29 protein-coding genes and 1 pseudogene are annotated in these 25,711 nt (G+C 72.2%); 16 read left to right on the forward strand and 14 right to left on the reverse strand.

The annotated features are described in order from the left end of the window. Window positions 1–76 precede the first annotated feature (76 nt). Together QCZ28_RS02595 and QCZ28_RS02600 are read left to right on the forward strand one after the other, a co-directional pair. The gene (locus tag QCZ28_RS02595; RefSeq protein WP_279515030.1) at window positions 77–712 is read left to right on the forward strand and encodes a DivIVA domain-containing protein; all 636 of its coding nucleotides are present in this window, start codon (window positions 77–79) and stop codon (window positions 710–712) included. Continuing rightward, window positions 709–1,206 carry an SRPBCC family protein gene (locus tag QCZ28_RS02600; RefSeq protein ID WP_210866504.1) on the forward strand — a complete coding sequence of 166 codons (498 nt, stop codon included), beginning with the start codon at window positions 709–711 and terminating at the stop codon, window positions 1,204–1,206. The genes QCZ28_RS02595 and QCZ28_RS02600 overlap by 4 nt, the downstream gene beginning before the upstream one ends. On the opposite strand, the gene QCZ28_RS02605 is transcribed toward QCZ28_RS02600, so the two are convergent. After that, complete coding sequence (locus QCZ28_RS02605; protein ID WP_279515031.1) at window positions 1,151–2,047, reverse strand: sterol desaturase family protein; 897 nt, start codon at window positions 2,045–2,047, stop codon at window positions 1,151–1,153. The two genes, QCZ28_RS02600 and QCZ28_RS02605, sit on opposite strands and share 56 nt — an antisense overlap. A gap of 135 nt (window positions 2,048–2,182) precedes the next feature. On the opposite strand from QCZ28_RS02605, the gene QCZ28_RS02610 reads away from it, so the two are divergent. Together QCZ28_RS02610 and QCZ28_RS02615 are read left to right on the forward strand one after the other, a co-directional pair. Continuing rightward, window positions 2,183–2,764: a DNA-3-methyladenine glycosylase I gene (locus QCZ28_RS02610; protein ID WP_279515032.1), complete on the forward strand. Its 582-nt coding sequence runs from the start codon at window positions 2,183–2,185 to the stop codon at window positions 2,762–2,764. Between the two features lie 13 nt (window positions 2,765–2,777). Continuing rightward, on the forward strand, window positions 2,778–3,401 hold the full coding sequence (locus tag QCZ28_RS02615) for a hypothetical protein (protein ID WP_279515033.1): 624 nt from the start codon (window positions 2,778–2,780) through the stop codon (window positions 3,399–3,401). A gap of 9 nt (window positions 3,402–3,410) precedes the next feature. Here the strand turns inward: QCZ28_RS02615 and QCZ28_RS02620 are convergent, their stop codons facing one another. Both QCZ28_RS02620 and QCZ28_RS02625 read right to left on the reverse strand, forming a co-directional pair. Then, entirely contained in the window at window positions 3,411–4,202 is a 792-nt protein-coding gene (locus tag QCZ28_RS02620) for an enoyl-CoA hydratase-related protein (RefSeq protein ID WP_210866503.1), read from the reverse strand. Window positions 4,203–4,206: 4 nt separating this feature from the next. Continuing rightward, window positions 4,207–5,025, reverse strand: coding sequence for a PaaX family transcriptional regulator C-terminal domain-containing protein (locus QCZ28_RS02625; RefSeq protein WP_279515034.1), 819 nt, complete (start codon window positions 5,023–5,025; stop codon window positions 4,207–4,209). 190 nt (window positions 5,026–5,215) lie between these two features. On the opposite strand from QCZ28_RS02625, the gene QCZ28_RS02630 reads away from it, so the two are divergent. Both QCZ28_RS02630 and QCZ28_RS02635 read left to right on the forward strand, forming a co-directional pair. Further along, window positions 5,216–5,383 carry a DUF3117 domain-containing protein gene (locus QCZ28_RS02630; protein WP_007455245.1) on the forward strand — a complete coding sequence of 56 codons (168 nt, stop codon included), beginning with the start codon at window positions 5,216–5,218 and terminating at the stop codon, window positions 5,381–5,383. Between the two features lie 146 nt (window positions 5,384–5,529). After that, window positions 5,530–7,005 carry a leucyl aminopeptidase family protein gene (locus QCZ28_RS02635; protein WP_279515035.1) on the forward strand — a complete coding sequence of 492 codons (1,476 nt, stop codon included), beginning with the start codon at window positions 5,530–5,532 and terminating at the stop codon, window positions 7,003–7,005. A 43-nt stretch (window positions 7,006–7,048) separates the two neighbouring features. On the opposite strand, the gene QCZ28_RS02640 is transcribed toward QCZ28_RS02635, so the two are convergent. Further along, window positions 7,049–7,699: an O-methyltransferase gene (locus tag QCZ28_RS02640; RefSeq protein ID WP_347815080.1), complete on the reverse strand. Its 651-nt coding sequence runs from the start codon at window positions 7,697–7,699 to the stop codon at window positions 7,049–7,051. A gap of 428 nt (window positions 7,700–8,127) precedes the next feature. Here QCZ28_RS02640 and QCZ28_RS02645 point away from each other — a divergent pair, with 428 nt between their 5' ends. Together QCZ28_RS02645 and QCZ28_RS02650 are read left to right on the forward strand one after the other, a co-directional pair. Continuing rightward, window positions 8,128–9,447 (forward strand): trypsin-like peptidase domain-containing protein, encoded by a 1,320-nt coding sequence (locus tag QCZ28_RS02645; protein ID WP_279515037.1) that lies wholly within the window; start codon window positions 8,128–8,130, stop codon window positions 9,445–9,447. Between the two features lie 76 nt (window positions 9,448–9,523). Continuing rightward, window positions 9,524–9,946, forward strand: a complete 423-nt coding sequence (locus QCZ28_RS02650) for a preprotein translocase subunit TatB (RefSeq protein ID WP_279515038.1) — start codon at window positions 9,524–9,526, stop codon at window positions 9,944–9,946. Window positions 9,947–10,157: 211 nt separating this feature from the next. Here the strand turns inward: QCZ28_RS02650 and QCZ28_RS02655 are convergent, their stop codons facing one another. The 3 genes from QCZ28_RS02655 to QCZ28_RS02665 all read right to left on the reverse strand — a co-directional run bounded on the left by QCZ28_RS02655 (window position 10,158) and on the right by QCZ28_RS02665 (window position 13,312). Then, window positions 10,158–11,306, reverse strand: a complete 1,149-nt coding sequence (locus tag QCZ28_RS02655; protein ID WP_279515039.1) for an Mrp/NBP35 family ATP-binding protein — start codon at window positions 11,304–11,306, stop codon at window positions 10,158–10,160. A gap of 76 nt (window positions 11,307–11,382) precedes the next feature. After that, a complete protein-coding gene (locus QCZ28_RS02660) occupies window positions 11,383–12,033 on the reverse strand; it encodes a DUF1003 domain-containing protein (RefSeq protein ID WP_279515040.1) in 651 nt (216 codons plus the stop codon). Then, entirely contained in the window at window positions 12,026–13,312 is a 1,287-nt protein-coding gene (locus tag QCZ28_RS02665; RefSeq protein WP_279515041.1) for a CBS domain-containing protein, read from the reverse strand. The genes QCZ28_RS02660 and QCZ28_RS02665 overlap by 8 nt, the downstream gene beginning before the upstream one ends. Window positions 13,313–13,345: 33 nt before the next feature. Here QCZ28_RS02665 and QCZ28_RS02670 point away from each other — a divergent pair, with 33 nt between their 5' ends. Next, complete coding sequence (locus tag QCZ28_RS02670) at window positions 13,346–14,215, forward strand: PhzF family phenazine biosynthesis protein (RefSeq protein WP_279515042.1); 870 nt, start codon at window positions 13,346–13,348, stop codon at window positions 14,213–14,215. A gap of 12 nt (window positions 14,216–14,227) precedes the next feature. After that, window positions 14,228–14,758 carry a hypothetical protein gene (locus QCZ28_RS02675; RefSeq protein WP_279515043.1) on the forward strand — a complete coding sequence of 177 codons (531 nt, stop codon included), beginning with the start codon at window positions 14,228–14,230 and terminating at the stop codon, window positions 14,756–14,758. 8 nt (window positions 14,759–14,766) lie between these two features. Here the strand turns inward: QCZ28_RS02675 and QCZ28_RS02680 are convergent, their stop codons facing one another. Then, window positions 14,767–15,486 carry an HAD family hydrolase gene (locus tag QCZ28_RS02680; protein WP_279515044.1) on the reverse strand — a complete coding sequence of 240 codons (720 nt, stop codon included), beginning with the start codon at window positions 15,484–15,486 and terminating at the stop codon, window positions 14,767–14,769. A gap of 106 nt (window positions 15,487–15,592) precedes the next feature. Here QCZ28_RS02680 and QCZ28_RS02685 point away from each other — a divergent pair. Then, window positions 15,593–16,548, forward strand: a pseudogene (locus QCZ28_RS02685) (DMT family transporter). Between the two features lie 7 nt (window positions 16,549–16,555). On the opposite strand, the gene QCZ28_RS02690 reads toward QCZ28_RS02685, so the two are convergent. Beyond that, window positions 16,556–17,200 (reverse strand): hypothetical protein, encoded by a 645-nt coding sequence (locus QCZ28_RS02690; RefSeq protein WP_279515045.1) that lies wholly within the window; start codon window positions 17,198–17,200, stop codon window positions 16,556–16,558. 238 nt (window positions 17,201–17,438) lie between these two features. On the opposite strand from QCZ28_RS02690, the gene QCZ28_RS02695 reads away from it, so the two are divergent. Both QCZ28_RS02695 and QCZ28_RS02700 read left to right on the forward strand, forming a co-directional pair. Then, a complete protein-coding gene (locus QCZ28_RS02695; protein WP_279515046.1) occupies window positions 17,439–17,963 on the forward strand; it encodes a SigE family RNA polymerase sigma factor in 525 nt (174 codons plus the stop codon). Next, a complete protein-coding gene (locus tag QCZ28_RS02700) occupies window positions 17,960–19,348 on the forward strand; it encodes a hypothetical protein (RefSeq protein ID WP_279515047.1) in 1,389 nt (462 codons plus the stop codon). Before QCZ28_RS02695 ends, QCZ28_RS02700 begins: the two co-directional genes overlap by 4 nt. On the opposite strand, the gene QCZ28_RS02705 is transcribed toward QCZ28_RS02700, so the two are convergent. Beyond that, complete coding sequence (locus QCZ28_RS02705) at window positions 19,345–19,638, reverse strand: hypothetical protein (protein WP_279515048.1); 294 nt, start codon at window positions 19,636–19,638, stop codon at window positions 19,345–19,347. The genes QCZ28_RS02700 and QCZ28_RS02705 overlap by 4 nt on opposite strands. Beyond that, complete coding sequence (locus tag QCZ28_RS02710) at window positions 19,631–20,455, reverse strand: SDR family NAD(P)-dependent oxidoreductase (RefSeq protein WP_279515293.1); 825 nt, start codon at window positions 20,453–20,455, stop codon at window positions 19,631–19,633. Before QCZ28_RS02710 ends, QCZ28_RS02705 begins: the two co-directional genes overlap by 8 nt. Window positions 20,456–20,583: 128 nt before the next feature. On the opposite strand from QCZ28_RS02710, the gene QCZ28_RS02715 reads away from it, so the two are divergent. After that, window positions 20,584–21,540 carry a CoA ester lyase gene (locus QCZ28_RS02715; protein ID WP_279515049.1) on the forward strand — a complete coding sequence of 319 codons (957 nt, stop codon included), beginning with the start codon at window positions 20,584–20,586 and terminating at the stop codon, window positions 21,538–21,540. A gap of 76 nt (window positions 21,541–21,616) precedes the next feature. Here the strand turns inward: QCZ28_RS02715 and QCZ28_RS02720 are convergent, their stop codons facing one another. Next, window positions 21,617–22,174: a DUF4190 domain-containing protein gene (locus QCZ28_RS02720; RefSeq protein WP_279515050.1), complete on the reverse strand. Its 558-nt coding sequence runs from the start codon at window positions 22,172–22,174 to the stop codon at window positions 21,617–21,619. 118 nt (window positions 22,175–22,292) lie between these two features. Here QCZ28_RS02720 and QCZ28_RS02725 point away from each other — a divergent pair, with 118 nt between their 5' ends. Continuing rightward, complete coding sequence (locus QCZ28_RS02725) at window positions 22,293–23,198, forward strand: SDR family NAD(P)-dependent oxidoreductase (RefSeq protein ID WP_279515051.1); 906 nt, start codon at window positions 22,293–22,295, stop codon at window positions 23,196–23,198. A 27-nt stretch (window positions 23,199–23,225) separates the two neighbouring features. Here the strand turns inward: QCZ28_RS02725 and QCZ28_RS02730 are convergent, their stop codons facing one another. Further along, window positions 23,226–23,762 (reverse strand): DUF4190 domain-containing protein, encoded by a 537-nt coding sequence (locus tag QCZ28_RS02730; RefSeq protein ID WP_030329206.1) that lies wholly within the window; start codon window positions 23,760–23,762, stop codon window positions 23,226–23,228. Between the two features lie 177 nt (window positions 23,763–23,939). On the opposite strand from QCZ28_RS02730, the gene QCZ28_RS02735 reads away from it, so the two are divergent. Then, window positions 23,940–25,136, forward strand: a complete 1,197-nt coding sequence (locus QCZ28_RS02735; RefSeq protein WP_279515052.1) for an acyl-CoA dehydrogenase family protein — start codon at window positions 23,940–23,942, stop codon at window positions 25,134–25,136. Between the two features lie 151 nt (window positions 25,137–25,287). On the opposite strand, the gene QCZ28_RS02740 is transcribed toward QCZ28_RS02735, so the two are convergent. Beyond that, on the reverse strand, window positions 25,288–25,695 hold the full coding sequence (locus QCZ28_RS02740) for a CoA-binding protein (RefSeq protein ID WP_030329201.1): 408 nt from the start codon (window positions 25,693–25,695) through the stop codon (window positions 25,288–25,290). Between the last annotated feature and the right edge of the window lie 16 nt (window positions 25,696–25,711).

Raw genomic sequence — 25,711 nt, forward strand, 5'->3', positions numbered from 1 at the left:
GCGGGCGTCGGCGTCGATCGTGATCGAGGCGGGTGGCGGGGTCGCTCCGGGCGGGCTGCCATGCCACGATCAGTACATGGGTCAGCTTCTGCTCCTCCTGGTCGTGGCGTTGACCGTCGCGGCGGTGATTTTCGGCGTGACGGTGCTGGTCAGCGGCCGTGATCCCGGCCTGGTGCCGGCCGAGCCGGATTCGCAGGCCGTGGCGCTGCCCGGCACCCGCCCGTTACGCGAATCCGACGTGGGGGCGGTCCGTTTCGACACCGGGCTGCGCGGGTACCGGATGGACCAGGTCGATCAGGCGATGCGCCGTGCCGCCTACGACATCGGCTACAAGTCCGAGCTGATCGGCGTACTGGAGTCGGAGGTCATCGCGTTGCGTGAGGGACGCACCGACGACGCGGACGCGCTGCGCCAGGCCCGCGAACAGTCCACCAGCAAGGTGGCGACCGCCGACGCGGCGGAGCCGACCGAGGCCACCCAGCCCGGTGAGACCGCCGAGCCGGGTGAGGACGGGCCGCTGACCGACGAGGCCGGCTCGGCCCCGGTCGGCTCGACGGCCCCCGGCCCGGTGCCCGCCGCCACCTCGTCCGCGGCGGACTCCGACGGGGTGGCGCCCGCCGTCGACGAGTCGGCCGATCGTGGGCAGACCGCCGCCGCGTCCGCCGACGGCACCGAGCAGCGCGACGCGGTGGTTCGGTCGGAGTCGGCGTGACCGATCCGGCGGGCGCTGACGATCTTCGGGAGGCGGCCCAGCCCGGCGCCGGCGAGGTGACCGCCACGGTGATCGTGGACGCCCCGGCGGAGCGGGTCTTCGCCGCGCTGCTCGCCTGGGAACGGCAGTCGGACTGGATCCCGTTCACCCGGGTCCGGGTGGTCGAGGGCGACGGGCGGGAGGGCAGCCGGATCGAGGCGGTGACCGCGCTCGGCCGGGCCACGCTGCGCGACGAGATGCGGGTGATCCGGGTCGACGAGCCGTACGAGATCGGCGTGGTGCACCACGGCCAGCTGCTGCGTGGCCCGGGGGTGCTGCGCTGCACCCAGCTGGGCCGGGACCGCACCCAGGTCGTCTGGCACGAGTGGTTCCACCTGCCGGGCGGGCGGGCCGGTCGACTGGCCTGGCCGGTGCTCTGGCCCGGCTCCAAGCTCGGCCTCACCCAGGCACTGAAGAGGTTTGCCCGTCTGGTCGAGCAGGGCCGGCTGCCCTGACTGTGCGGCGCGGTGCCGGTTGCCAGCCCGGTGCCCGGAAGAGATACCCGGCGCGCTGCCGCCAGCCCGCCGCGGCGCGCAGGTCGCGGGCGATCGAGGCGTACTCGTGGAAGGCCACCCGGACCGGGTTGTAGCTGCCGACGTTCTTGGTCAGGCCGTACACGCAGCGCTCCCGTTCCGGCGCGAACGACCTGAAGAGCCGGTCCCAGACGATGAGGATGCCGCCGAAGTTGCGGTCCAGGTAGCTGCCCTGTGACGCGTGGTGCACCCGGTGGTGCGACGGGGTGTTGAACACGGCCTCGTACCAGCGCGGCATCTTGTCGATCCGTTCGGTGTGGATCCAGAACTGGTAGAGCAGGTTGACCGAGCCGCAGAACGCGAGCACGGCCGGATGGACGCCGGCCACGATCAGCGGGAGGTAGAACACCCAGCTGGTGAGGCCGGTCCACGGCTGGCGCAGTGCGGTGGAGAGGTTGAACCGCTGCGACGAGTGGTGCACCACGTGGGAGGCCCAGAGGATGCGGATCACGTGGTGGCTGCGGTGCGACCAGTAGTAGCAGAAGTCCTGCGCGAGCAGGATCAGCGGCCAGGTCCACCAGAGTTCGGCGACCCGCAGTGGGGTGAGTGCGTAGAGCAGCGCGTACGCGGCGGCGATCGGCACCTTCCAGAGCAGGTCGGCGACGAGGCTGCCCAGCCCCATCGTCACGCTGGTGGCGGTGTCGGCGCCGCCGTAACCGACCTCGTCGTCGTCGCGGTGCAGCAGGTAGGAGACCCGTTCCAGCACGATGAGCAGCACGAAGGCCGGGATCGACCAGGCGATGATGTCCGGGAATTCCTTCACCGTGGCCTCCGCTCGCCGTCACCGGTCGGGGCGCACCGTCGGGTGGCCTCGACCTACCGGTCGGTAACAAGCACGATAGGCAGCCGGACGGCCGGTGGCAATGGGGTGTCGGACCGATGCCCTAGCGTGTACGAGGTGACTGACCTGGTGATCGGCGCGGACGGGCTGGCTCGCTGCGCCTGGGGGTCGAGCACCCCCGACTACGCCGTCTACCACGACACCGAGTGGGGGCGTCCGCTGCACGGCGACGACGCGCTCTACGAGCGGATGACGCTGGAGGCGTTCCAGTCCGGGTTGTCCTGGCTGACCATCCTGCGCAAGCGTCCGGCGTTCCGGCTGGCCTTCGACGAGTTCCACCTCCCGACCGTCGCCGGCTACGGTGACGCCGACGTGACCCGGCTGCTCGCCGACGCCGGCATCGTCCGCAACCGGGCCAAGATCGAGGCGGCGATCGCCAACGCCCGCGCCGCCCTGGAGCTGCCCGAGGGCTTGTCCGCGCTGCTCTGGTCCTTCGCGCCGGAGCCCCGCCCGGCCCGCCCGGCCTCGTTCGCCGAGCTCGCGCCGATCACCCCGGAGTCGACGGCGATGGCCAAGGCCCTCAAGAAGCGCGGCTTCCGGTTCGTCGGCCCCACCACCGCGTACGCACTGATGCAGGCCACCGGAATGGTCGACGATCACATCGTCGGCTGTCACGTCACCGTCGCACCGGCGGCGTGATGAGATGGCAGACATGACGACCGAGACCGCGTACCGGGCCGGTGCGGCCGGCAACGCCGACGGGGTGGGCACCTGGGCCGTGCTGCTGCCCGCCGAGCGGTACGACGCCGAGCGGCTCGTGCACCACGACACGCTGGAGTTGACCGGGCTGACCGACGTCGTCCGGCCGGGGCCGGGAGACCAGGTGGCCGTGCTTGTCGACGCGCCGCCCCGGCTGGTGGCCCTCGGTCGGGTCACCGCGCCGGGTCAACGCCACCGCGAGGACCCGGACGACCCGCAGTCACCGACCGAGCCGGGGACGCTCGTCGTCGCGTACACCCGACGGGCCTTCGACGAGCCGGTGCCGGCCGACCTGCTGACCCTCGACGGGCCGCTCACCGCACTGGAGCCGGCGGCCTTCCGGGCGTTGACCGACCAGCTCGGCCCGCCCCCGGCGCGGCGCACCTGGCTGGTCAGCCTCGACCTGCCGATCGAGGCCGGCACGCCCGCCGAGGCGGTCCGACTGTTCTGGTCCTACGTGCAGGAGCTGGGGCCGCGGGAGCTGCCCGCCTTCGTCTCGCCGGCCGGTGACGAGCTGGCCATGCAGGCGTTCGTGCTGGGCGAGCAGGCCAACCAGGACCCGGAAGAGGACGACTAGCGGGGCGGGTCAGCGTCCCTCGAAGACCGGCTTCTGCTTGGCGACGAACGCGAGCGTGGCCGCCCGGTGGTCGGCCGTGGCACCGCAGATCGACTGGGCCTGCGCCTCGGCGGCGAGGGCGTCGGCGAGAGTGCCGGCATCGGCGATGGAGAGTTGCCGCTTGATCGCCCCGTACGCGACGGTCGGGCCGGCGGCGAGTCGGGCGGCCAGTTCCTGGGCGACGGGCAGCACCTGCTCGTCGTCGTCCGTCAACCGGTTGAGCAGACCCAGCCGGCAGGCCTCCTCGGCGCGGACCGGCTCGGCCAGCATCAGCAGCTCCACCGCCTTGGCGTGGCCGACCAGTCGGGGCAGCGTCCAGGACGCGCCGGTGTCGGCGGCCAGACCGACCTTGGCGAAGGCCATCAGGAAACTGGTGGTCGGACCACCGATGCGGATGTCGGCCAGGAACGCCAGCGACGCGCCCGCCCCGGCGGCCATCCCACGGACGGCGGCGATCACCGGCTTGGGCAGGTTGGCGAGCCGGGCGGCGATCGGGTTGTAGTGCGCCCGAACGGTGCCCAGCGGGTCGGCGGAGCTGTTCTCCAGCGTCGACACGTGCTCGCGCAGGTCCTGGCCGGCGCTGAACGACCCGCCCGCCCCGGCCAGGACGACCGCCCGGCAGGACCTGTCGGTCTCCAACTGCGCCAGCGTGTCCCGCAGCGCCTCCTTGAGCGCCACGTCGAGCGCGTTCATCGCGTTCGGCCGGTTCAGCGTGAGGGTGACGACGGAGTCGGTCCGGTCGACCAGCAGCGGCTCGGTCACGTGTCTAACGACCCTTCTGTCGGACGATGCGGTTGCCGGCGTCGAGGCACTGTTCGACGTACCGGTCGGCGGCCGGCCGCAGGCGGGCGGCGTGCCGGTCGAAGAAACTGGCCGCGGCGGTGCCAGGCCACCGCTCGGGCAGCAGCGCCGGGGGCAGCTGCGGGTCCTGGAAGAGGAACGTACGCCACGCGTGCACGAGGCGGAACCGCGCCGCGTACGCCTCCTCGTCGGTGCTGCGCACGGTGATCTGGGCGAGCAGCGGGCGCTGGTCGGCGACGAACCGTTCGTACGCGTGGCCGATCTCGGTCAGGTTCCACGCTCGTCGGACCACGCCCATCGCGCCGGGGGTGCCGGAGAAGTGCGAGGCGGTGAACCGCTCGAACCGGATGCCCGTCTCGGCGAGGAGCAGGTCGACATCCTCGGCGGGGCGGGTGGCGACCCAGGTCTGCTCGTCGAGCGTCCCGTAGCCGAGGAAGCTCAGGTTGGCGGCGAGCCGCTGACGGTCACGTCGGGAGCCCGGGGCCTCCAACACCAGCAGATCGAACCGGCCGTCCCAGGTGACCCGGCCGGTCCGGTAGATCCGGGCGGCTGCCTCGTCGAGTCGCCGGGCGGCTTTCGGTGTGATCGAATATCCCGGCCCGGAGACCAACCGGAGTGGCTCGAGCCAACCCTGGCGCACCATCCGGGACACGGCGGTGCGAACTGCCGGCGGCGCGATTCCCAGCGGCGCCAGCAGCTTGACCAGGGCAGCAACCGGTGCCCGGCCACCCCTGGGACGGAGGTGGTCGCCGTACAGGTCGAAGAGTGCCGACCGTGCCTGCATGACCGCACATTGTGACAGGCCTTCTCAAGATAAGCTAGATGCTGTTACATCAATGCTGCTCCGGTTTGGGTCCGGCGGTGTTCATCAGGGAAAATCGTTTGTCGACACCCCCGTGACCGTTGCGGGTGGTCGTGACGAAGTGGCTGTGGGGCAACCCACCGACCCTGGTGTAGGTCTGAGGGGAGACAACATGGCGGCGATGAAGCCGCGGACGGGCGACGGTCCGCTGGAAGTCACCAAGGAGGGGCGGGGCATCGTCATGCGGGTCCCGCTGGAGGGCGGTGGCCGGCTCGTCGTCGAGATGACTCCCGACGAGGCCAACGCGCTCGGTGACGCACTGAAGGCAGCGGCCGGCTGAGTAAGGAGTGCTCCGGGCGGCGTGAGCCGCCCGGACCGTTCTTCGGACCCTGAGCCACCGGAATCGCCGGTGGCTCAGGGTCTTCAACGCTGCGGGCAGGTGGGTTCGCTTCCGGTCCGCGACATTTCCTGGAGGTACGGTTCCGCGTGCTCGCCATCCGTCTGATCGCCGAGCCGGACCGGCTCGACGCTCTCGTCCTGCCTGTCCGACCCGCCGACTCGACGGCGGGCGGTGACACCTCGGCCGCGCCCCTGTCGACCGCCGTGGCACCCCCGGACGGCACCGCCGAGGAGGCCGCCGCGCTGGCGTCAGCGGCCCGACTGACGGGTCGAGCCGGTGAGATCCACACGCAGCTGCGCCCCGGGCGTACCCCCGGCCGGCTGGTGCTGCTCGGCATCGGTGACGGGAACGAGGCGGCCTGGCGGACGGCCGGCGCGACAACGGCCCGCGCCGCCTCGGCTGAGACGCATATCACCATCGCACTGCCGGCCGAGGTGACCCAGGCCGCCGTGCGCGGACTGGCCGAGGGTCTGCTGCTCGCCGCGTACCGGTTCCGGCTCACCGAGGCCGGCGACCGACCGGCGCTCACCGGCGTCGACCTGCTGCTCACCGATCCGACCCGGTACGAGGACAGCGTCGCCACGGCCCGGACCACCGCCGCGATGACCCATCTCGCCCGGGACCTGACCAACACCCCGTCCTCGGTGAAGACCCCGCAGTGGTTCGCCGACCAGGTGGCCTCCGCCGCGGCCGATCTTCCGGATCTGCGGTTGCGGGTCCGTGGACCGGCCGAGCTGACCACCGAGGGCTTCGGCGGGATCCTCGCCGTCGGCGGTGGCTCCGCCAGCGGACCCCGGCTCGTCGAACTGGACTGGCACCCCGCCAACGCGCGTACCCACGTGGTGCTGATCGGCAAGGGCATCACCTTCGACACCGGCGGCATCTCGATCAAGCCGGTCGCGTCGATGAAGCTGATGCGCAAGGACATGGCCGGCGCGGCCGCTGTCGTCGCCGCCACTCTGGGCGCCGCCGCGCTGCGGCTGCCGGTCCGGGTCACCACGTTGGCCCCGCTCGCCGAGAACATGGTCAGCGGCTCGGCGTTCCGCCCCGGGGACGTCATCCGGCACTACGGCGGCACGACCAGCGAGACGACCAACTCCGACGCCGAGGGTCGACTGGTCCTCGCCGACGCGCTGGCGTACGCGGTGCAGCAGCTCAAACCGGACCTGCTGCTCGACCTGGCCACGCTCACCGGCGCGAACTCGGTGGCGCTGGGCAAGCGCACCGCCGCCCTGTACAGCGAGAACGACGAACTGGCTGCCGGCGTGCTGGCGGCGGTCGAGGCGGCCGGCGAGTCGGCGTGGCGGATGCCGCTGCACACCGACTACGTCGAGTACCTCGGCAGCGAGATCGCCGACCTGTACAGCGCACCGGCACAGGGCGCCGGCTCGGTGCTGGCCGCGCTCTACCTGCGCGAGTTCACCGGCGAGCTCCGCGACCGCTGGCTGCACCTGGACATGTCGGCCCCGTCCTGGGCCGACGGCGACCAGGCCGAGGTCAGCCGCGGCGCCACCGGCTGGGGCGTCCGGTCGCTGCTGCGTTGGCTCGCCGACGTCAACTAGGGCGCGGGGTCGGAGCCTCGGCTCGACCCGGCACCGGCCTCGGTCAGCACTTCACCGCAGCGAGCAGCCCGTGCCCGACCGCAAGCAACGCGGGGATCCAGTGCTCCGACTCCCGGACCGCCTTGATCGTCTCGCGGACCGTCACCGTCTCCGCGTCCCGGGCGGCCGGGTCGCCGATCCGGTCGCTGGCCAGCACGCCGTTGAGCGCCAGCACGCCCCCCGGCCGCAACAGCCGCAGCGCCGCCTCCACGCAGGCGTGGAAGCCGGTCGCCTCCGCGTCCACGAAGACCAGGTCGTACGCGCCGTCGGCGAGCCGGGGCAGCACGTCCAGCGCGCGACCGGTGATGATCCGCGTACGCCCGGCCGCGAAGCCCGCCTCGGCGAAGATCCGCCGGGCGATCCGCTGGTGCTCCACCTCGACGTCGATCGTGGTGAGCACGCCGTCGGCACGCATGCCGCGCAGCAACCAGACGCCGCTCACCCCGGTACCGGTGCCGATCTCCACCACCGCACGGGCATTGCCGGCGGCGGCCAGCAGCCGCAACGCCGCTCCCGCGCCGGGGGTGACCGCGTCGAGGCCCACTTCCCGGGCCAGGCTACGGGCGGTACGCAGGACGAGATCCTCGGTGACGTACGACTCCGCGAACTGCTGAGCGTGCGTCGTCGAACTGCCGGAACCGGCGACCGTGGCGATGGGGCACCTCCGGGGGCGGTGCGTGGTGCGGGGGCGGGTTGGCACTGTGAGCGTAGAGGCGACGGTCGTGGGGCGCAGCCGCGCCTCCGCCGGAAGCGATCACCGGGGCAACCGCTGACTGCACCGCGTCCATCCGTGCAATCCTGGAGGCGGTATCCCGTCAGTCGCGGTCAGACCGGCCCGTGGCCGGGCGAGGCGGCGCGGGATCCGGGGACGGACTGGGAGGCACCGACGTGACCGACGGCTGGGACTGGCGCCGGGGCGGTGAGACTCCGGATCCGGCGCGACCGCCCGGGGCAGGAGCCCCGCCGGTGGGGCCGACCATGCCGGGGGCTGACCGCGCGCCCTTCGCCTCGCCGGCTGGCGGGCCGGCACCGGGCTGGCCGGCGGCTCCCGTGGGGCCGGCACCGGGCTGGCCGGCGGCTCCCGTGGGGCCGGCGTCCTCTGCTGGACCGGCTTCGGGCTGGCCGGCCTCTCCTGCGGGGCCGGCGTCCTCGGTCGGAACGGCACCGGGCTGGCCGGCTGCGGGCGGGCCCAACCCGGCCGACGCGTCGCCCTGGTGGTCCGACGCCCTCGCCGATCCGTGGCGCGACCCGGCGGCACCGACAGCTGTGGTGGTGCCCGGGATGGTCGCCCCCGGCACCGAGCCCGAGCCGGTCACCGACCCTGATGCGCCGGGCCGGCCGACGCTGCGCCAGCTGCTGCTCATTCCCGTGATCACCGCGCTCCTGGCCGGCACCCTCGGCGGTGCGCTGGGCTACGCGTTCGCGGTACGCGGCGGCGCCGGTGCCGCGGTTCTCGGTGGTGCGCCCGCCGAAGTGCCGGCACTGGCGCAGCGCAAACCGGAGTCGCTGGCCGGGGTCGCCGAACGGGTCCTGCCCAGCGTGGTGACCGTACGGGTGAGCAGCCTCGGCGGGACCAGCGAGGGCTCCGGGTTCATCGCCACCGCCGACGGCCATGTGATCACGAACGACCACGTGGTGGCCGGCGGCACGGGCAAGGCCTCGGTGGTCTTCAACGACGGCAGCACCGCGCCGGCGACCATCGTGGGGCAGGACGCGGAGTCGGACATCGCCGTGATCAAGGTGAGTCGTCCCGGGTTGCGACCCGTGGAGTTCGGCGACTCCGACGCGCTGGCGGTCGGCGACCCCGTGCTCGCCATCGGTTCGCCGTTGTCGCTGGCCAACACGGTGACCGCCGGCATCGTGAGCGCCCTGGACCGGACGATGCAGGCCGGCGAGCCGGGCGGCCCGGTGCGTTACTACGCCGCCATCCAGACCGACGCCGCCGTCAACCACGGCAACTCGGGCGGCCCACTCGTCGACGGCGCGGGCCGGGTGGTCGGGGTGAACTCCACCATCAAGTCACTCGTCGCCGAGGGGCAGGAGGCGGGCAACATCGGGCTCGCCTTCGCCATCCCGATCAACCAGGCCAAGCGGGTGACCCAGGACATCATCGGCACCGGCAAGGCCCGCCGTACGGTGATCGGCGCACGGGCGGACGGCCCGACCGGGGTCGTCGGGGGTGGCCTGCGGCTGGCCGAGGTGGAGCCGTCCGGCCCAGCGGACGGTGCCGGGTTGAAGGTCGGCGACGTGATCCTCAAGATCAACGGACGGCCGATGACCGAGCCGACGGACCTGACCGCGTTGGTCCGCAAGTACGCGCCGGGCTCGGTCGTGACGGTCGAGTATCGGCGGGGCTCCGCCCGTCAGAACACCTCGGTAACTCTCGCCGCTGATGCGAAGTGAATAGCGGCGGACCCCTTGCCCGAAAGCCGCCTGGCGTGCGTAGTCTTGCTGCTGACGCCGAGAGGAGGCCCGCGGGATGCTCGACAACCTGAACTGGTGGGAGATCGGTGCGCTGCTGCTCCTGGCTCTGCTGATCTTCGGCGACCGGCTCCCCGCCGTGATCACCGACGGCCTGCGGTTGGTGCGCAACCTGCGCAACATGGCCCGCAACGCCACCGGAGACCTGAGCCGTGAGCTGGGCACCGACATCCAGCTGGAAGACCTGCACCCGAAGGCGTTCATCCGCAAGCACCTCCTCAGCGAGGAGGACGAGGCGGCCATCCGCAAGCCGCTGCAGGGCGTTTACGACAACCTGCGCGCGGACGTCAGCGGCGTGCACGACGACCTGAAGGACGTGGCGAACGCCGCCGACCTGCGGTCCGACGGGGCCCGCTCCGGCACGGCCACCAGCAACCCCACCGCGCCGGCCCCCCGCGTCAGCTACGACGACGCCACCTGACCTGATCCGGCCGGCTGGCGCCCGCCTGGCCCCGAGCTTGCTCTGATCAACTCGGTTTTCAGGAAGTCGGCCCGTCAACCGGCGCCGGATACCGCGACTTCCGGAAAGCCGAGTCGATCACGCCCGCCGGCTGCCCCGGCTGCCAGCTCCGTGGAGACGACTCAGCCCGCCGGCCAACAGCGGCCGACGGGCTGGCGGTGTTCGTTGTCGGTCAGCGACCGGCGGGCTTGAGGCCGAGGGGCTTGCCGAGCAGCGACTCGCGGCGCACGGCGAGCCGGTCGGCGATCGCGCCGAGTGCCTGCGCGGCCGGGGACTCCGGCTCGGCCAGCACGACCGGGTTGCCGGCGTCGCCGGCCTCGCGGACCCGGGTGTCCAGGGGAATCTGACCGAGCAGCGGCACCTGTGCGCCGATGGTCCGGCTCAGCGACTCGGACACCGCCGCACCACCACCGGCACCGAAGACCTCCATCCGGGAACCGTCCGGCAGCTCCAGCCAGGACATGTTCTCGATGACGCCGACCACCCGCTGGTGGGTCTGCAGGGCGATCGCCCCGGCCCGTTCCGCCACCTCGGCGGCGGCGGTCTGCGGGGTGGTGACGATCAGGATCTCCGAATTGGGCAGCAGCTGGGCCAACGAGATGGCCACGTCACCGGTGCCCGGCGGCAGGTCGAGCAGGAGCACGTCCAGGTCGCCCCAGTAGACGTCGGCCAGGAACTGCTGCAGCGCCCGGTGCAGCATCGGGCCGCGCCACACGACGGCGGCGTTGCCGGACGTGAACATGCCGATGGAGATGACCTTCACGCCGTGCGACTGCGGCGGCATGATCATGTCTTCGACCCGGGTGGGTCGGCCGTCCGCACCGAGCATCCGGGGCACCGAGTGGCCGTAGATGTCCGCGTCGACCACCCCGACCGAGAGCCCCCGGGCGGCGAGCGCCGCCGCCAGGTTGACAGTCACGCTGGACTTGCCGACGCCACCCTTGCCGCTGGCCACCGCGTACACGCGGGTGCGCGAGCCGGGCTGGGCGAACGGGATGACCGGCTCCTCGGTGGCGCCGCCGCCGCGCAGCTGCGACTGCAACGACTGCCGCTGCTCCGGGGTCATCACACCGAAGTCGATCTCCACACCGGTGACGCCGGGCACCGCGGCGACGGCGGCGGTGATGTCGGTCCGCAGCTTGTCCTTCAGCGGGCAGCCGGCGACGGTGAGCAGCAGTTCGACGCGTACGACACCGCTGGCACCGATCGTGGCGGAGCGGACCATGCCCAGCTCGGTGATGGGCCGGCGGATCTCCGGGTCGTTGACGGTGGCCAGGGCGGCCTGGATCGCGTCCTCGACGGTGCTCACGGGTGCTGACATGCCCGCAATGCTACGTCGCGGGGCATCCGTTGCCGCCGCTGCCCGGGGCGGTGTGAGCCAATCGATGACCCGCCGGTCAGCCCTCCGACCGGCGTGGGGCGGTGCCGTCCGGCCGGGCGTCCCGGGTGAGGTCGCCGTCCAGGTCGTCGCGGGGTTCGTCCAGGCCGACACCGTCGCTCGGGCGGGGGCCACGCCGCTCCTGCCGGTTGTCCTTCTCCTGCTGGCGGCGTTCCAGTCGCTGCCGACGTTGGCCCATCTCGTCCAGCTCCTCGGCCAGCCGGGCCAGCTCGGAGCGGAGGAAGTCGCGGGTGGCGACCTCACCCAGGGCGATCCGCAGGGCCGCGATCTCCCGGGCCAGGTACTCGGTGTCCGCCTTCTGCGCGGTGGCCCGCCGCCGGTCCTCCTCCAGGGCCACCCGGTCCCGGTCGGCCTGCCGGTTCTGGGCCAGCAGGATCAGCGGAGCCGCGTAGCTGGCCTGCAACGACAGCACCAGGGTCAGGAAGGTGAAGGTGTACGGGTCGAAGCGCAGGTTCGCCGGGGCCAACGTGTTCCAGACGAACCAGATCGTGATCACCACGGTCATCACGACGATGAAGTTCGCCGTGCCCATGCCCCGGGCGATGCCCTCGGACCACCGGCCGAACGCCTCCGCGTCGAACCGGGGCAGCTTGACACCCCGGGGCTCGCGTGGCTGGTCGAGACGCTCCGTCCGCCGCTGGTCAGCCATCAGTGCCGTCCAGCGCGGTGTCGGTGCCGCCCGAGGCGGTCAGCGCGTCACGGTCCCGCCAGTCGCGGGGTAGCGAGTGGTCCAGCACGTCGTCCACCGTCACGGCGCCGACCAGCCGGTTGTTGCGGTCGATCACCGGCATGGCGACCAGGTCGTAGGTGGCCATCCGACGGGTGATCTCCGGCAGCGGGGTGGTGGGACGGAGCGGGTCGATGTCGTTGACCACCACCTTGCCCAGCAGATCGGCCGGCGGTTCGCGCAGCAGCGCCTGGAAGTGCACCATGCCCAGGTAGCGGCCGGTCGGGGTGTTCTGCGGCGCCCGGGTCACGAAGACCTGCGCGGCGACGGCGGGGGAGAGCTGGGGCTCCCGGATCCGGGCCAGCGCCTCGGCGACGGTGGCGTCCGGCGGCAGGATGACCGGCTCCGAGGTCATCACACTGCCCGCCGTGCCAGGGGTGTACTTCAGCAGCTGACGCACGGGGTCGGCCTCGTCCGGCTCCATCAGGTCCAAGAGCACGTCCTGCTCGGGTGGGGGCAGTTCGTTGAGCAGGTCTGCGGCGTCGTCCGGGTCCATCTCCTCCAGGACGTCGGCGGCCCGCTCCCGGTCGAGGGCGGCGAGGATCTCCACCTGGTCGTGCTCGGGCAGTTCGCTGAGCACGTCGGCCAGTCGCTCGTCGTTCAACGCGGCCGCGACCTCGTTGCGCCGCGCGTCGGGCAGGTCCTGCAACGCGTTGGCCAGGTCGGCGGGGCGCATGTCCTCCAGTACGGCGAGCAGGTTCGCCGTACCCCGGTTGTCGGCGATGCCGCTGAGCCCGCGCACCCGGTCCCACTCGACCTGGTGCAGGTGGCCGCGGCGGCTGAGCCGACCGGTCTGCTCGCGGACGGCGACGCGGGTCAGTGACCACTCGCCACCTCTGGTGCACTCCATGGCGACGTCCACGACTGCGCCCGGCTGGCCGCCCGGGTCCAGTTGCACCCGCCGGTCGAGCAGTTCCTGGAGCACCAGCAGCTCGTTCGGTCGCTTCTCGAAGCGGCGCAGGTTGAGGGTGCCGGAGCCGAGCACGACGGCGTCCGCGTCGATGGAGGTGATCCGGTTGATGGACAGGAAGATCCGACGACGCATCGGCATCTCGGCGACCAGCCCCACCACCTCCGGTGGACGCTTGGTCGCCCGGAGCCGTGCCACGGCGTCACGGACCCGGCCCACCTGGTCACCGTTCGGGTCGAAGACGGCGACTCCGGCGAGACGGGCGATGTAGACCCGGGTCGGCGTGCTCACGCGCACCAGCCTAAGCGCCTACTGTTTATCAACATGTCGACCTTGGCCTACGAGATCGTGGACGTCTTCACCGATCGCCCCTTCGCCGGCAACCCGCTGGCGGTGGTGTTCGGCGCGGAGGCGCTGGCCACCGAGCAGATGCAGGCGCTCGCGCTGGAGTTCAACCTTTCCGAGACGGTGTTCGTGCTGCCACCGACCCAGGTCGGCGTCACCTACCGCGCCAGGATCTTCACCCCGGTGGAGGAGCTGCCGTTCGCCGGGCACCCCAGCGTCGGCGCGGCGGTCACCGCGTGCCGGCGGGGGATGTTCGGTGTGGGGCAGGTCACCCAGGAGTGCGGGGCCGGTGTGCTGCCGATCGAGGTGACCGCGTCCGGGGCGACGTTGACCGGTGGCACCCCGACCCTCGGGCCGGAGCTGGATCCGGAGCCGTTGCTGGAGATCGCCGGGCTGGCCGCCGAGGACCACATCGGGCCCGCCCCCCGGGTGGCCGGCTGCGGGCTGGAGTTTCCGTACCTGCCGGTGCGGCCGGAGTCGGTGGCCCGCGCCCGGGTGAACCCGGCGGCGGCGGAGCGGTACGGGGTGTCGCACGTCAGCGTCTTCTCCTGGGACGCGGCAGCGCAAACCGCGCACGCCCGGGTCTTCGTGCCGGGGATGGGCGTTCCGGAGGACCCGGCGACCGGTTCGGCGGCGCTCGGCCTGGGTGTCTGGCTGGTGGCGAGTGGTCTGCTGCCCGGCGAGGGGCGGTCGGAGTACGCGGTCCGTCAGGGCGTGGAGATGAACCGCCCGTCCGCGTTGGCCTGCACGGTCACCGCGGCGGACGGCGCGGCGGTCGGTGCGACGGTCACCGGTCAGGTGATGCCGGTGGCCCGCGGCGAGATCGCCGTGCCGCCGTTCGTGGGCTGAGCGCGGGCGCCGATGCGGGAGGATGCGGGTGTGACGGACAAGGACGCCCCCGGGGGCACCCCACTGGTCGACGAGGCGATGAAGAAGGCCGCCGTGGCCTGGGTCAGCGTTGCCGGTGGGCCGGCGCTCGCGCTCTGGTGCGCCCCGCTGGAGGGCGCGCTCCTGGTTGTCAGCGGGCCGGGTGAGCAGGCCGCGCTGGGTCTGGCCGACGCGACCGAGGCCCAGGTCACCCTGCGCGGCGACCACGGCGGTCGGATCGTCACCTGGCCGGCCCGGGTGAGCCGGTTGCAGCCGGGCACCGAGGCGTGGGACACCACCGCCCCGCTGGTGGCGGCGAAGCGCCTCAACGCGCCCGGACCGACCGCCGACCTGGTGGCCCGCTGGGCCGCCGACGGTTGCGCGGTGAACCGCCTCGTCCCGGCCGGTACGCCGCTGGCCGGCGCGGAGTTGCCGGCCGACGCGCAGGCCGAGCCGCCCCGGGCGACTCCGGCGGTGCGGGCCACCCGTAAGCCGTTCCGGCTGCACCGGGTCCGCCGCCGCTGATCAACGGATCAGTCCGCCCGACCGCCGACGCCCGCCACCGCCGCGTCGGGGTCGACGAGGGCGAGCACCTCACCCAGGGTTCCGAGGGTCGGGCCGCGCCAGTCCCGGTCGGCGTTGAACACCATGTGGGTGGCCAGATCCGGTGCGGCGAGCCGGACGGCTGTCATCCCGGCCCGCTCGGCGCCGGTCAACTCCTGGCTGCCACCGTCGCCGACGTAGAGACAGTCGCCCGGGGTGAGCCCGAGCCGCTGGCAGGCGGTCAGGTAGAGCGTCGGATCCGGTTTGCACCGCCCGACCTGCACCGAGAAGACCTGTACGTCGAGCAGCGGGGCGACCGCCAACTGGGGCAGGAAGGCCGGCAGTTCGTGCGTACAGTCGCTGATCACGCCGGTGCGCAGGCCGCGTTGGCGCAGGGCCGCCAGCACCGGCACCGCGTCGGCCCGCAGCCAGGTGTCCGCGCGGACCGCCAGGTGCCGGGACGCCACCGCCGCCCGCACCGCCTGGTCACTGGGGTGTACGCCGACCTGGGCGCACACCCAGCGCAGGGTCGCCTCCGCGTTGCCGAACCGGCCACTGGCCCGCTCGTAGTAGGTGCGGTTCAGCACCTCTGACAACGCGTCGGTGGGGCACCCGAGCAGCTCGGCGGTGCCGGCGTGCGCGGCACCGCGTTGCACCGAACGGGTCAGGGTGCCGAAGAAGTCGAACAGCACCGCCTGGTAGCTGGACATGGGGGAACGCCTCCGGGCGGTCGAGGGTCGCCGGCGCGGACCCGCGTGATCGTAACGGAGTGATGACCCTCCGTGGCGACCGTCATACGTGTGAGGATTACGTCCCGTGCCCCCATCTTCACCTCGACCGTCAGTGGATCCGTTGACCACCGGCGCGGTCGGACTGGCAGTGGTCGCCGTGTCGTCGTCAGCGCCGCTGATCGCGTACGCCGCTGCCCCCGCCCTGGCCATCGCGTTCTGGCGCAACCTGCTCGCGGTGGCCGTCCTGAGCCCTGTCGCGCTGGCCGGCGTCGCGCCGAGTTCCGTCGGTTGACGGTGGGCGCGGGCCGACGGGAGGGACTGTTCTGCGTGCTGTCCGGGGTCGCGCTGGCCGGGCACTTCGCGACCTGGGTGCCGAGCGCCCAGCTCACCACGGTCGCCACGTCCACCGCGCTGGTCGCCACCCAGCCGGTCTGGCAGGGGCTGATCGCCCGCGCCCAGGGGCGACCGCTGCCCCGGGTGGTGTGGATCGGCATCGCGGTGGCGGTCGGCGGCGCGGCGATCGCCACCGGTGTGGACGTGGGCGTCTCCGGCCGGGCCGTCCTCGGTGACGTGCTGGCGCTGATCGGCGCCATGTTCGCCGCCGTCTACACCGCCTTCGGCGAACGGGCCCGGGTCAGCATCAGCACCACCACCTACACCACCATCTGCTACGGGATCTGCGCGCTGATCCTGCTGGCCCTGTGCCTGGTCGGCGGCGTGCGGCTGACCGGGTTCGACGGGCGTACCTGGCTGGCCATCCTGGCCCTGGTGGCCGGCGCCCAACTGCTCGGGCACTCGATGTTCAACTACGCCCTGCGGAAGATCCCGGCGACCACGGTCGCCGTGCTGATCCTGCTGGAGGCGCCCGGCGCCGCACTGCTCGGCTGGGCCTGGTTGGGTCAGGTGCCCCGCCCGTACGCGCTGCTCGGGATGGCGTTGCTGCTGGCCGGCGTGGCGGTGGTGGTGCTGGGCGGCGCCCGCGCCGGCCGCCGTGCGGCCGAACCCACAGCCCTGCCCGCCGACCCGACGCCACTGTCCTGACGGGGATTCACAGGTACGCGGCGAAGTGGTCCGCCACCAGGTCGGTCAGTCCTTCGCCGTCCAGGCTGCCGTCGACCCGGATCACGCGGACGTCCAGTCGCTCGGCCTGCACGACCGCGTCCGCCGCCACCAACTCGTCGCGTTCCCACCGGTGACGGTTCGCAAGAACCGGGTCGCTCACCCCGGCTACCGCAGCGCTGGCCCGGGGCAGTCGGGTGATCTGGTGGGCGCGGAACCCGGGGGTCGGCACCAGCACCACCATCTGCCGTACCGACTCCACCAGCGGTGCGACCAGTTCCGCTCGCAGCCCCCAACCCTCGGCCACCACCCGCCGTCCGCAGACCAGTGCGCTGAGGTCGTCGAGCACCCATTCGAAGCGACGGGGGAAGCCGGCCAGTGTCTCGGCCGCCATCCGCGCCGGATCGGTGTGCACCCAGGTGGCGTCCGGGTCGGGGTCAGCCGGCGGGTCACCACGTCGGACGCGGTCGGCCACGCGTCGGTCGTCGTGGCCGCGGGCGTCGTGCCGGTCGTAGAGGTACGCGGTCAGCCCGTGCCGCAGCGCCAGGTTGACGGCGACAGTGGACTTGCCGGCCCACTGTCCGCCACCGATCCACAGGGCCCGTCGCGCGGTGGCTGTCGCATCGAAATCCATGGACTGACCCTGACCGCCGATCGAGCCAAGATCAAGTCTTGTTCTCGCGGGTCGGGGATGATGAAGTGAAGGTGGAAGGCACGTCCCTGCCACCTCGACGCCCCGGGTGGTCGGCGCGGAGTCGCCGAGAGTGGCGAGCAGCCTGCCCAGTTCCCCGTCGACAAGGAACACGACATCAACGCTGGTTCCCTCCGCGGGGGGTCCGCCCGGCGTCTGTCCGGGTGAGGAGGGCGATCCGTTGACGACTGAGGACCGCACCCGGGACGGCTTCGCCGACTTCGTCCGGGCCGAGACCGCCGGGCTGACCCGGCTCGCGTACCTGCTGACCGGTGACCGGCATCATGCCGAGGACCTGGTCCAGGTGGCACTCGCTCGGGTCGCGGTGCGGTGGGAGCGGATCGCTGACCCGCGCGCCTACCTGCGCCGGGTGCTCTGCACGCAGGCGGCCAGCTGGTGGCGCTGGCGGCGGGCCCGCCCACCGGAGCGGCTGGACGGGGCGTTGCCGGAACGCCCCGGGCCGGGTGACGACACCGATCTGCGGCTGGTGCTGTCGGCGGCGCTGGCCCGGCTGACCGCGCGACAGCGCGCGGTCCTCGTGCTGCGCTACTACGAGGACCGCACCGAGACGGAGACGGCGGAACTGCTCGGCTGCCGGGTCGGCACCGTGAAGAGTCAGACCCGCCACGCCCTCGGTCGACTCCGTGTCCTCGCCCCCGAGTTGGCCGAACTTGTCGGCCGTGACCCGCAGGAGGTGGCCCGGTGACCAGTCGGCTCTCCGAAGCGCTGCGTCGCCTCGCGGACGACGTGCCGCCCGCGCGCGTACCGGAGGGGCTCTTCGACGCGGCGCGGACCCGGCACCGTCGTCGCCGGGCCGTCGTCGCCGGCGCGCTCGCCGTCCTGGTCCTGCTCCTGGGCACCGGGTACGCGCTGCACCCGGTCGCCCTGCCGCTGCCCGCGAGCCCTCGGCACGACGCCCCGGGCCTGCCCACCCGACTCGTCGACCCGCCACTGCGGACCGCCTCGGTGCGGGCGTCGGCGCCGGGTGCCGCCGCGATGCTCTTCGGCGGTCCCGCCGTGCGCACCAACTGGCTCGAGACCCGGATGGCCGTGGTGGCCGCCGACGACGACCGCTACCGCGTGCTGGCCGGCGATCCGGTCGTCGCGGGCTTCGAGGCGATGCTCTCCCCGGACGGCCGGTATGTCTGGATGGGCGCGTCGCTGCTCGATCTCACGTCCGGAAGGACCACTACGGATCGCCCGGACGGCTATCCACTCGCCTTCGCGCCCAACGGGAAACGCCTGGTGTACGCCGACGACGACACCACGTTCACGTCCCCGAACACCTACTCCACCCCGTACGTGGGGGTCTACGACCGGGATCGCGGAACCGATGTGCTGCGGGTGCGGGTCGGCACCACCTGGGTTCCGCCGGGGCGTACGGCCGCGCTGTCGCCGGACGGCGGCGACCTCGCCCTTCAGCTCCGCGACGAGGTCTGGCTGGCCCGGGTGGACGACGCGGGCGCGGATCGGGTGGCCGAGCCGTACCGGAAGCTGCCGTTGGCGGGCGGGCGGCTCGCCGGGGCCGGGTCCTGGCTGCCGGACGGCCGTTCGGTTGCTGTCCTCGGCCGGTCCACCTGCACCGACTGCCCGGTTCCGTCCTATCGACGCACCTGGACACTGGTCCCCAGGTCCACAGTCGACGGCAGCCCGCTGCCCGGCGCGGCGTTCCCGCCGCTGCGCTCCCGCTCGTTCGTGCAACTGCTCGGCTGGCGCTCGGCGGACGAGGCTGTCGCGTTGGTCGGCGTACCGGGCCCGGCCGCGGTGGACAGCCCGGAGGAGCACGACGTCGCCTGGGGCCCCTATCACGAGGTCGGCACGGAGGCGGTGGAACTCGTGGTGCTACGTCGGGGGGCGACCGCGCCGGAGGTGCTCTTCCGGACGCCGGAGGGCATCACCGACCTGTCGGTCGCCGCCGACCTCGCGATCGACGGGGCGGTACGCGAATCCGGCCGCCCCCACTACGGGCCACCGCCGTTCTGGGCGCTCGCTGTGGGGTTCATCCTGGCGGTCCTGGTCGCGCTGCCCGTGCTGTCGTGGCTGCGACGCCGGCGCGCTCGACGGTCAGACCGAATCCTCCGCGGCGGCTAGACCTCGTGCACCTCGATGACCCGGGTCGTCGGGGCGGCGTCGCCGAGGGCGGCACGCAGGGCCGCCCGGTCCGGGTCGGCGAGGAACGACTCGTAGCCGGCCCGTCCGGCGAACCGGATCACGTGCACCTCGGTCTGCCCGTCGGTGCCGTGCAGTCGCTGTTCCAGCCGGCCGCCGTGCCGTTCAAGCAGGGCCAGCACGGCGTCCTCGTAGCGCTGGCCGGCGGCCTCCGCCCCGACGGCGAACTCGACGATAGCGACGAGTGTCAGCTCATCGGCCCGGTCAGTCATCGAGACCGACCGCCTTGGCGCTCGCCGCCCACAGCCGGGCGGCAAGCTGCGGATCGGCCGCCTTCCGCAGGGGCCGACGCGGGCGTCGGTCGACGTAGTAACCCCCGTTGATCAGCCGGGAGCGGTCCTGGTTGGCCAGCCACACCAGGGTCTCGGCACCCTTCTCCGGGCTGCGGAACGGCATGAAACGCATGCCGAACGCAACGATCCTGCTGTCGTTGGCGAACCGGGTGCGGACCACCCCGGGGTGGAAGCAGTACGCGGAGATGTCCGGCCAGCGCCGGGCCGCCTCGGCGGTGAACAGGATGTTCGCCTGCTTGCTGGTGCCGTACGCGCCCATCGGCCGGTAGTCACGCAGCGGCCTGTTCAGGTCGTCCGGGTCCAGCGCGCCGAAGCGGTGCGCGCCGGAGGCGGTCACCACCACCCGGCCCACCCGGTCGGCGAGCAGACTGGTCAGCAGGAACGGGGCCAGGTGGTTGGCCTGGATCGACATCTCGAAGCCGTCGACGGTGCTCAGTGGTTGCAGCGCGATCGCGCCGGCGTTGTTGGCGAGCACGTCGATCCGGTCGTACGCGGCCCGGAGTTGGGCGGCCAGTCGGCGTACGTCGTCGAGGACCGCGAAGTCGGCCCGGAACAGCTCCGGCCGCTCACCGGAGGTTTCCCGGACCCGTTCGGCTGCGGCCTGCAGCCGGGCCGGGTCCCGCCCGACCAGCACCACCTGGTCGCCACGGCAGGCGAGGTGCACGGCGGCGGCCAACCCGATGCCGGAGCTGGCCCCGGTCACCACCACCAGTCGACGCCCAGTGAGATCTTCCACAGGTCCATTCACCCCGGTCATGGCGCGAGGTTACCGTGGCGTCACAACGACCTTTGGGATCGTTAAGGTTTCGGATCTGTCGTCAGGTGGCGTCGGCGTGCCCGCCGGACGCTGGAAGGAGCGCATCCATGGCCGCAGTCGGTCGCCCCCGCAGGTCCTGCCTCGCCGTACCGGGTTCCAGCGTGAAGATGCTCGGCAAGGCCCAGGGGCTCCCGGCCGACCAGGTCTTCCTCGACCTGGAGGACGCCGTCGCCCCGCTGGCCAAGCCGGACGCGCGCAAGAACATCGTGGCCGCCCTCAACGAGGGTGACTGGGCCGGAAAGACGCGAGTGGTCCGGGTCAACGACCTGACCACCCCGTGGACCTACCGGGACGTCATCGAGGTCGTCGAGGGTGCCGGCGCCAACCTGGACTGCATCATGCTGCCGAAGGTGCAGACCGCCGAGCAGGTGCACTGGCTGGACCTGCTGCTCACCCAGATCGAGAAGACCCTCGGCCTGGAGGTCGGCCGGATCGGCATCGAGGCGCAGATCGAGAACGCGGCCGGCCTGGTCAACGTGGACGCCATCGCGGGCGCCTCGCCCCGGGTGGAGACCATCATCTTCGGCCCGGCCGACTTCATGGCGTCGATCAACATGAAGTCGCTGGTGGTCGGTGCGCTGATCCCGGACTACCCGGGCGACCCGTACCACTACATCCTGATGCGGATCCTGATGGCCGCCCGGATGCACGACAAGCAGGCCATCGACGGCCCGTTCCTGCAGATCCGCGACGTGGACGGGTTCCGTGAGGTGGCCAAGCGTTCGGCCGCGCTGGGCTTCGACGGCAAGTGGGTGCTGCACCCCGGTCAGATCGACGCCGCCAACGAGGTCTACCAGCCGGCGCAGGCCGACTACGACCACGCCGAGCTGATCCTCGACGCGTACGAGCACTACACCTCGGAGGCCGGCGGCAAGCTCGGCGCGGTGATGCTCGGCGACGAGATGATCGACGAGGCGTCCCGCAAGATGGCGCTGGTGGTCGCTTCCAAGGGCCGGGCCGCCGGGATGAGCCGTACCTCGTCGTTCACCCCGCCGGAGCAGTGACGGGCCGGGCCGGGACGGCGGCCGACGGCTTGTCGACCCGGCTCGACAATCGGCGGTACGCCGTCCCGCCCGCCGGTCAGTAGCTGCCGCTGTCGTTGCTCGTCGCGATCGCGTAGATGATCGCAGCGGCGTAGATGGCGAGCACCAGCACCAGGAACCCGGTGAGGATCCAGCCGATGATGATGGCGGCCTTCGCCATCCCCGCGCCGCCCTCGCCGCTGATGCGGATCTGCTTCTGCGCGACGTGCCCGAGGATCGCGCCGATCGGCGCGGTGATGCAGGACGTGAAACCGATCATGGCCAGCACGAACGCGGCGATGGCCAGTCCGTTGGTCTTCGGCGGCTGCGGGTAGCCGTAGCCGGGGTACTGCTGCGGGTAGCCGGCCGGGGCGTACCCGGGCGGGGCGTACTCGGCCATCGGCTGGGTGGCTGGCGCCTGCGCGCCGGCGTACGGGTCGACCGGGGCGTACGGGTTCACCGGGGCGTACGGGTTGGTCGGGGCGTACGGGTCGACCGGGCCCGGCTGTGGGGGCACCGGCTGGCCGGCCACCAGGGTCGGGTCGGGTGTGGGGCTCGTTGGCGGGGCCGACCAGGTGGGATCGCTCCAGTTGCCGGGCGGCGGGGGATTTGTCATGCGAACTCTCCGTCAGGTCGGGGTGCGGAGACAGGGTAGCCACAGCCACCCAAACCCGATGCCCCTGCTTCCGGGTGCCGCGTTGCCCGGGCCGGTCGTAACGGGCAGGATCCCTGGCATGGCATTCGACGCTCGCGCCGCGGACCGCTCCGGCAGCCGACCCCGACGGGACGTCAGCCGCCCGGGTGCGGCCCGGCGCGCCCGGACGGCCGCCCCGGCCGGCAGCTCCGGCAGCGACGAGCCGGTCGCGCTCGCCGAACCGGTGACCATGCGTCTCGACGGGCGGGTCGCCCTGGTCACCGGGGCGGGCAGCCCGGACGGCATCGGTTACGCGACCGCCCGGCGACTCGCCGACCTCGGTGCCCGGGTGGCCATCGTCTCGACCACCCGACGCATCCACGAGCGGGCGACCGAGCTGGGGGTGACCGGTTTCGTCGCGGACCTGACCGACGAGTCCGAGGTCGGCGCACTGGCCGACGCGGTCGCCGAGCAGTTGGGCGACGTCGAGGTGCTGGTCAACAACGCCGGCCTGGCCAGCCGGGCCAGCCAGGGCGTGCTGCGACCGGTGGCCCAGCTGAGCTACGACGAGTGGCGTGGCGAGATCGACCGTAACCTCTCCACCGCGTTCCTGTGCAGCAGGGCGTTCATCGGGGGGATGGCCGAGCGGGGCTGGGGTCGGATCGTCAACCTGGCGGCCACTGCCGGCCCGGTCAACGCCCTGCCCACCGAGGCCGCGTACGCCGCAGCGAAGGCCGGGGTGGTCGGGCTGACCCGGGCCCTGGCCATGGAGATGATCGCCGACGGCGTGACGGTGAACGCGGTGGCGCCCGGCACCATCTACACAGCGGCGTCCACCATGGCCGAGATCAAGCAGGGTCTGGGCACGCCGGTGGGGCGACCGGGCACGCCGGACGAGGTCGCCGCGGCGATCAGCTTCCTCTGCTCGCCGGCTGCCTCGTACATCACCGGGCAGATGCTGGTGGTGGACGGCGGCAACAGCGTCCGCGAGGCCCGTTTCCGCTGACCGGAACGCTCCGCGCCGGTGCGCCGGTCAGTAGCCGCCGCTGTCACCGTTGTTGGCGAAGGCCACCAGCGCCAGCCAGCCACAGCAGGCCAGCACGGTGAGCCCGGTGAAGACGTAGCCCAGGATCAGCCCCCAGGTGGCGAGCTGGTCGCCGTCCTCGCCGCTGGTGCGGATCTGCCGTTTGGCCACGTGGCCGAGGACGGCGCCGGCCGGCGGGAACACGAAGGCGAACACCAGCGACAGGATCGCCAGCACGTTGGTGCGCTGCCCCGGCCCGGACGGCGGTGGGCCGTACTGACCGTAGGGGCCCTGCGGGGGGTACGGCGGCTGTTGGCTCCAGTGCGCCGACTGCTGCGGCCGCTGGTCACCGTACGACGGCTGGTCGCCGGGTGGCCCGTACGGTGAGCGTTCCGCCGGTAGCTCGTACGCCGGCTGGTCCGGCTGCGGCGCGTACGGCTGTTGGCCGGCCGGCGGTGGCGCGTACGGCGACTGGTCAGCCGGTGGTTCGTAGGGCGACGGCGGCGGCTCGTCGCCGGGTGGTCCCGACGGCGGCGGGTGGCTCACAGCTGTCCTCCTCCTGCCGGTGCCGGAAAAGTCCCTCTTGCCGGACGCTACCCGCAGCGGTGAACCTTTTCACAGCGGTTGTGTGGACTGGTCACCTTGGCCTCGCCGACCCGAGAGACCGATACTGACCCAGCGTTCAGTTACCCACGAGTAGTGCGCGGATCCCCGGAGGCTGTGATGGCTCGACTCGCCCAGACACCCGGCCTGACCGATGTGCAACAGTCGATCCTGGAGACCGTTCGGGACTTCGCCGACAAGGAGATCATCCCGCACGCGCAGCGGCTGGAGCACGCCGACGAGTACCCCACCGAGATTCTCGACGGCATGCGCGAGATGGGGCTCTTCGGCCTCACCATCGACGAGGAGTACGGCGGGCTCGGCGAATCGCTGCTCACCTACGCGCTGGTGGTGGAGCAGCTGTCCCGAGGCTGGATGTCGATCTCCGGCATCGTCAACACCCACTTCATCGTGGCGTACCTGGTCTCCCAGCACGGTTCCGCCGAGCAGAAGGCCCGCCTCCTGCCGAAGATGGCCACCGGCGAGGTGCGCGGCGCGTTCTCCATGTCCGAGCCCGAGACCGGCTCCGACGTCTCGGCGATCAAGTCCCGGGCCGTCCGTGACGGCGACAGCTACGTACTCAACGGGCAGAAGATGTGGCTCACCAACGGGGCGTACTCCTCGGTGGTGGCCACCCTGGTCAAGACCGACACCGGCGCGGAGTCCGTCTACGGCAACATGAGCACCTTCCTGCTGGAGAAGGAGCCGGGCTTCGGCGAGACCGCTCCCGGCCTGACCATCCCCGGCAAGATCGAGAAGATGGGTTACAAGGGCGTCGAGACCACCGAGATGGTGCTCGACGGGGTGACGGTGCCCGACTCCGCGATCCTCGGCGGCGCTGACCAGGTGGGCCGTGGCTTCTACCAGATGATGGACGGCATCGAGGTGGGCCGGGTCAACGTGGCCGCCCGCGCCTGCGGCATCTCCATCCGCGCCTTCGAGCTTGCCGTGCAGTACGCCCAGCAGCGCAAGACCTTCGGCCAGCCGCTCGCCAGGCACCAGGCGATCGCGTTCAAGCTCGCCGAGATGGGCACGAAGATCGAGGCCGCGCACGCTCTCATGGTCAACGCCGCCCGGCTCAAGGACGCCGGCCAGCGCAACGACGTCGAGGCCGGGATGGCCAAGCTGCTCGCCTCCGAATACTGCGCCGAGGTCGTCCAGGAGGCGTTCCGCATCCACGGCGGCTACGGCTACTCCAAGGAGTACGAGATCGAGCGGCTGATGCGGGAGGCCCCGTTCCTGCTCATCGGCGAGGGCACCTCGGAGATCCAGAAGACCATCATCAGCCGAGGCCTCCTCAAGGAGTACAAGCTCTAACCCACCCCCCAACCCCGCCCCCGCCAGGCCCCGCTTCCTGCCGCGTCGATCATGGACTTGTGGTGGGGGATTTAGACGACAAATCTTGCCAAGTTCGGCACCACAACTCCATGATCGACGGGCGGGGGCTCGCGGGATGGGGTGGGGTGGGTCAGGTCAGGCGGGTTAGCGCGTTCACGGCGCGTTCCACGGCCAGGCAGCGGTCTTCCACGTAGTCCATGCCGGCCTCTTCGGCGATCCGCCGCGCCTCGGCCGAGACGATGCCCAGTTGGAGCCAGACCGCGGGAGCGCCGATCGTCGCCGCGTCGCGGACGACCTGCACGGCGTCGGCCGCCGGCCGGAACACGTTCACCAGGTCGACCGGGTGCGGGATGTCCGCGAGAGTCTTGTACGCCCGCTCCCCGAAGAGTTCATCGACCGACGGGTTGACCGGGATGATCCGCCAGCCGTGTCGCTGCATCTGCAATGGCACGCCATGCGCGGCCTTGTTGGGGTCGCGGGACGCGCCCACGACGGCGATCACGGCGGAGTCGGCGAGGATCTGCTGAGCGGTACGCACCCGCCGACTGTAGCTC

The sequence above is a fragment of the Micromonospora sp. DH14 genome, from assembly GCF_029809455.1.
Taxonomy (GTDB): domain Bacteria; phylum Actinomycetota; class Actinomycetes; order Mycobacteriales; family Micromonosporaceae; genus Micromonospora; species Micromonospora parva.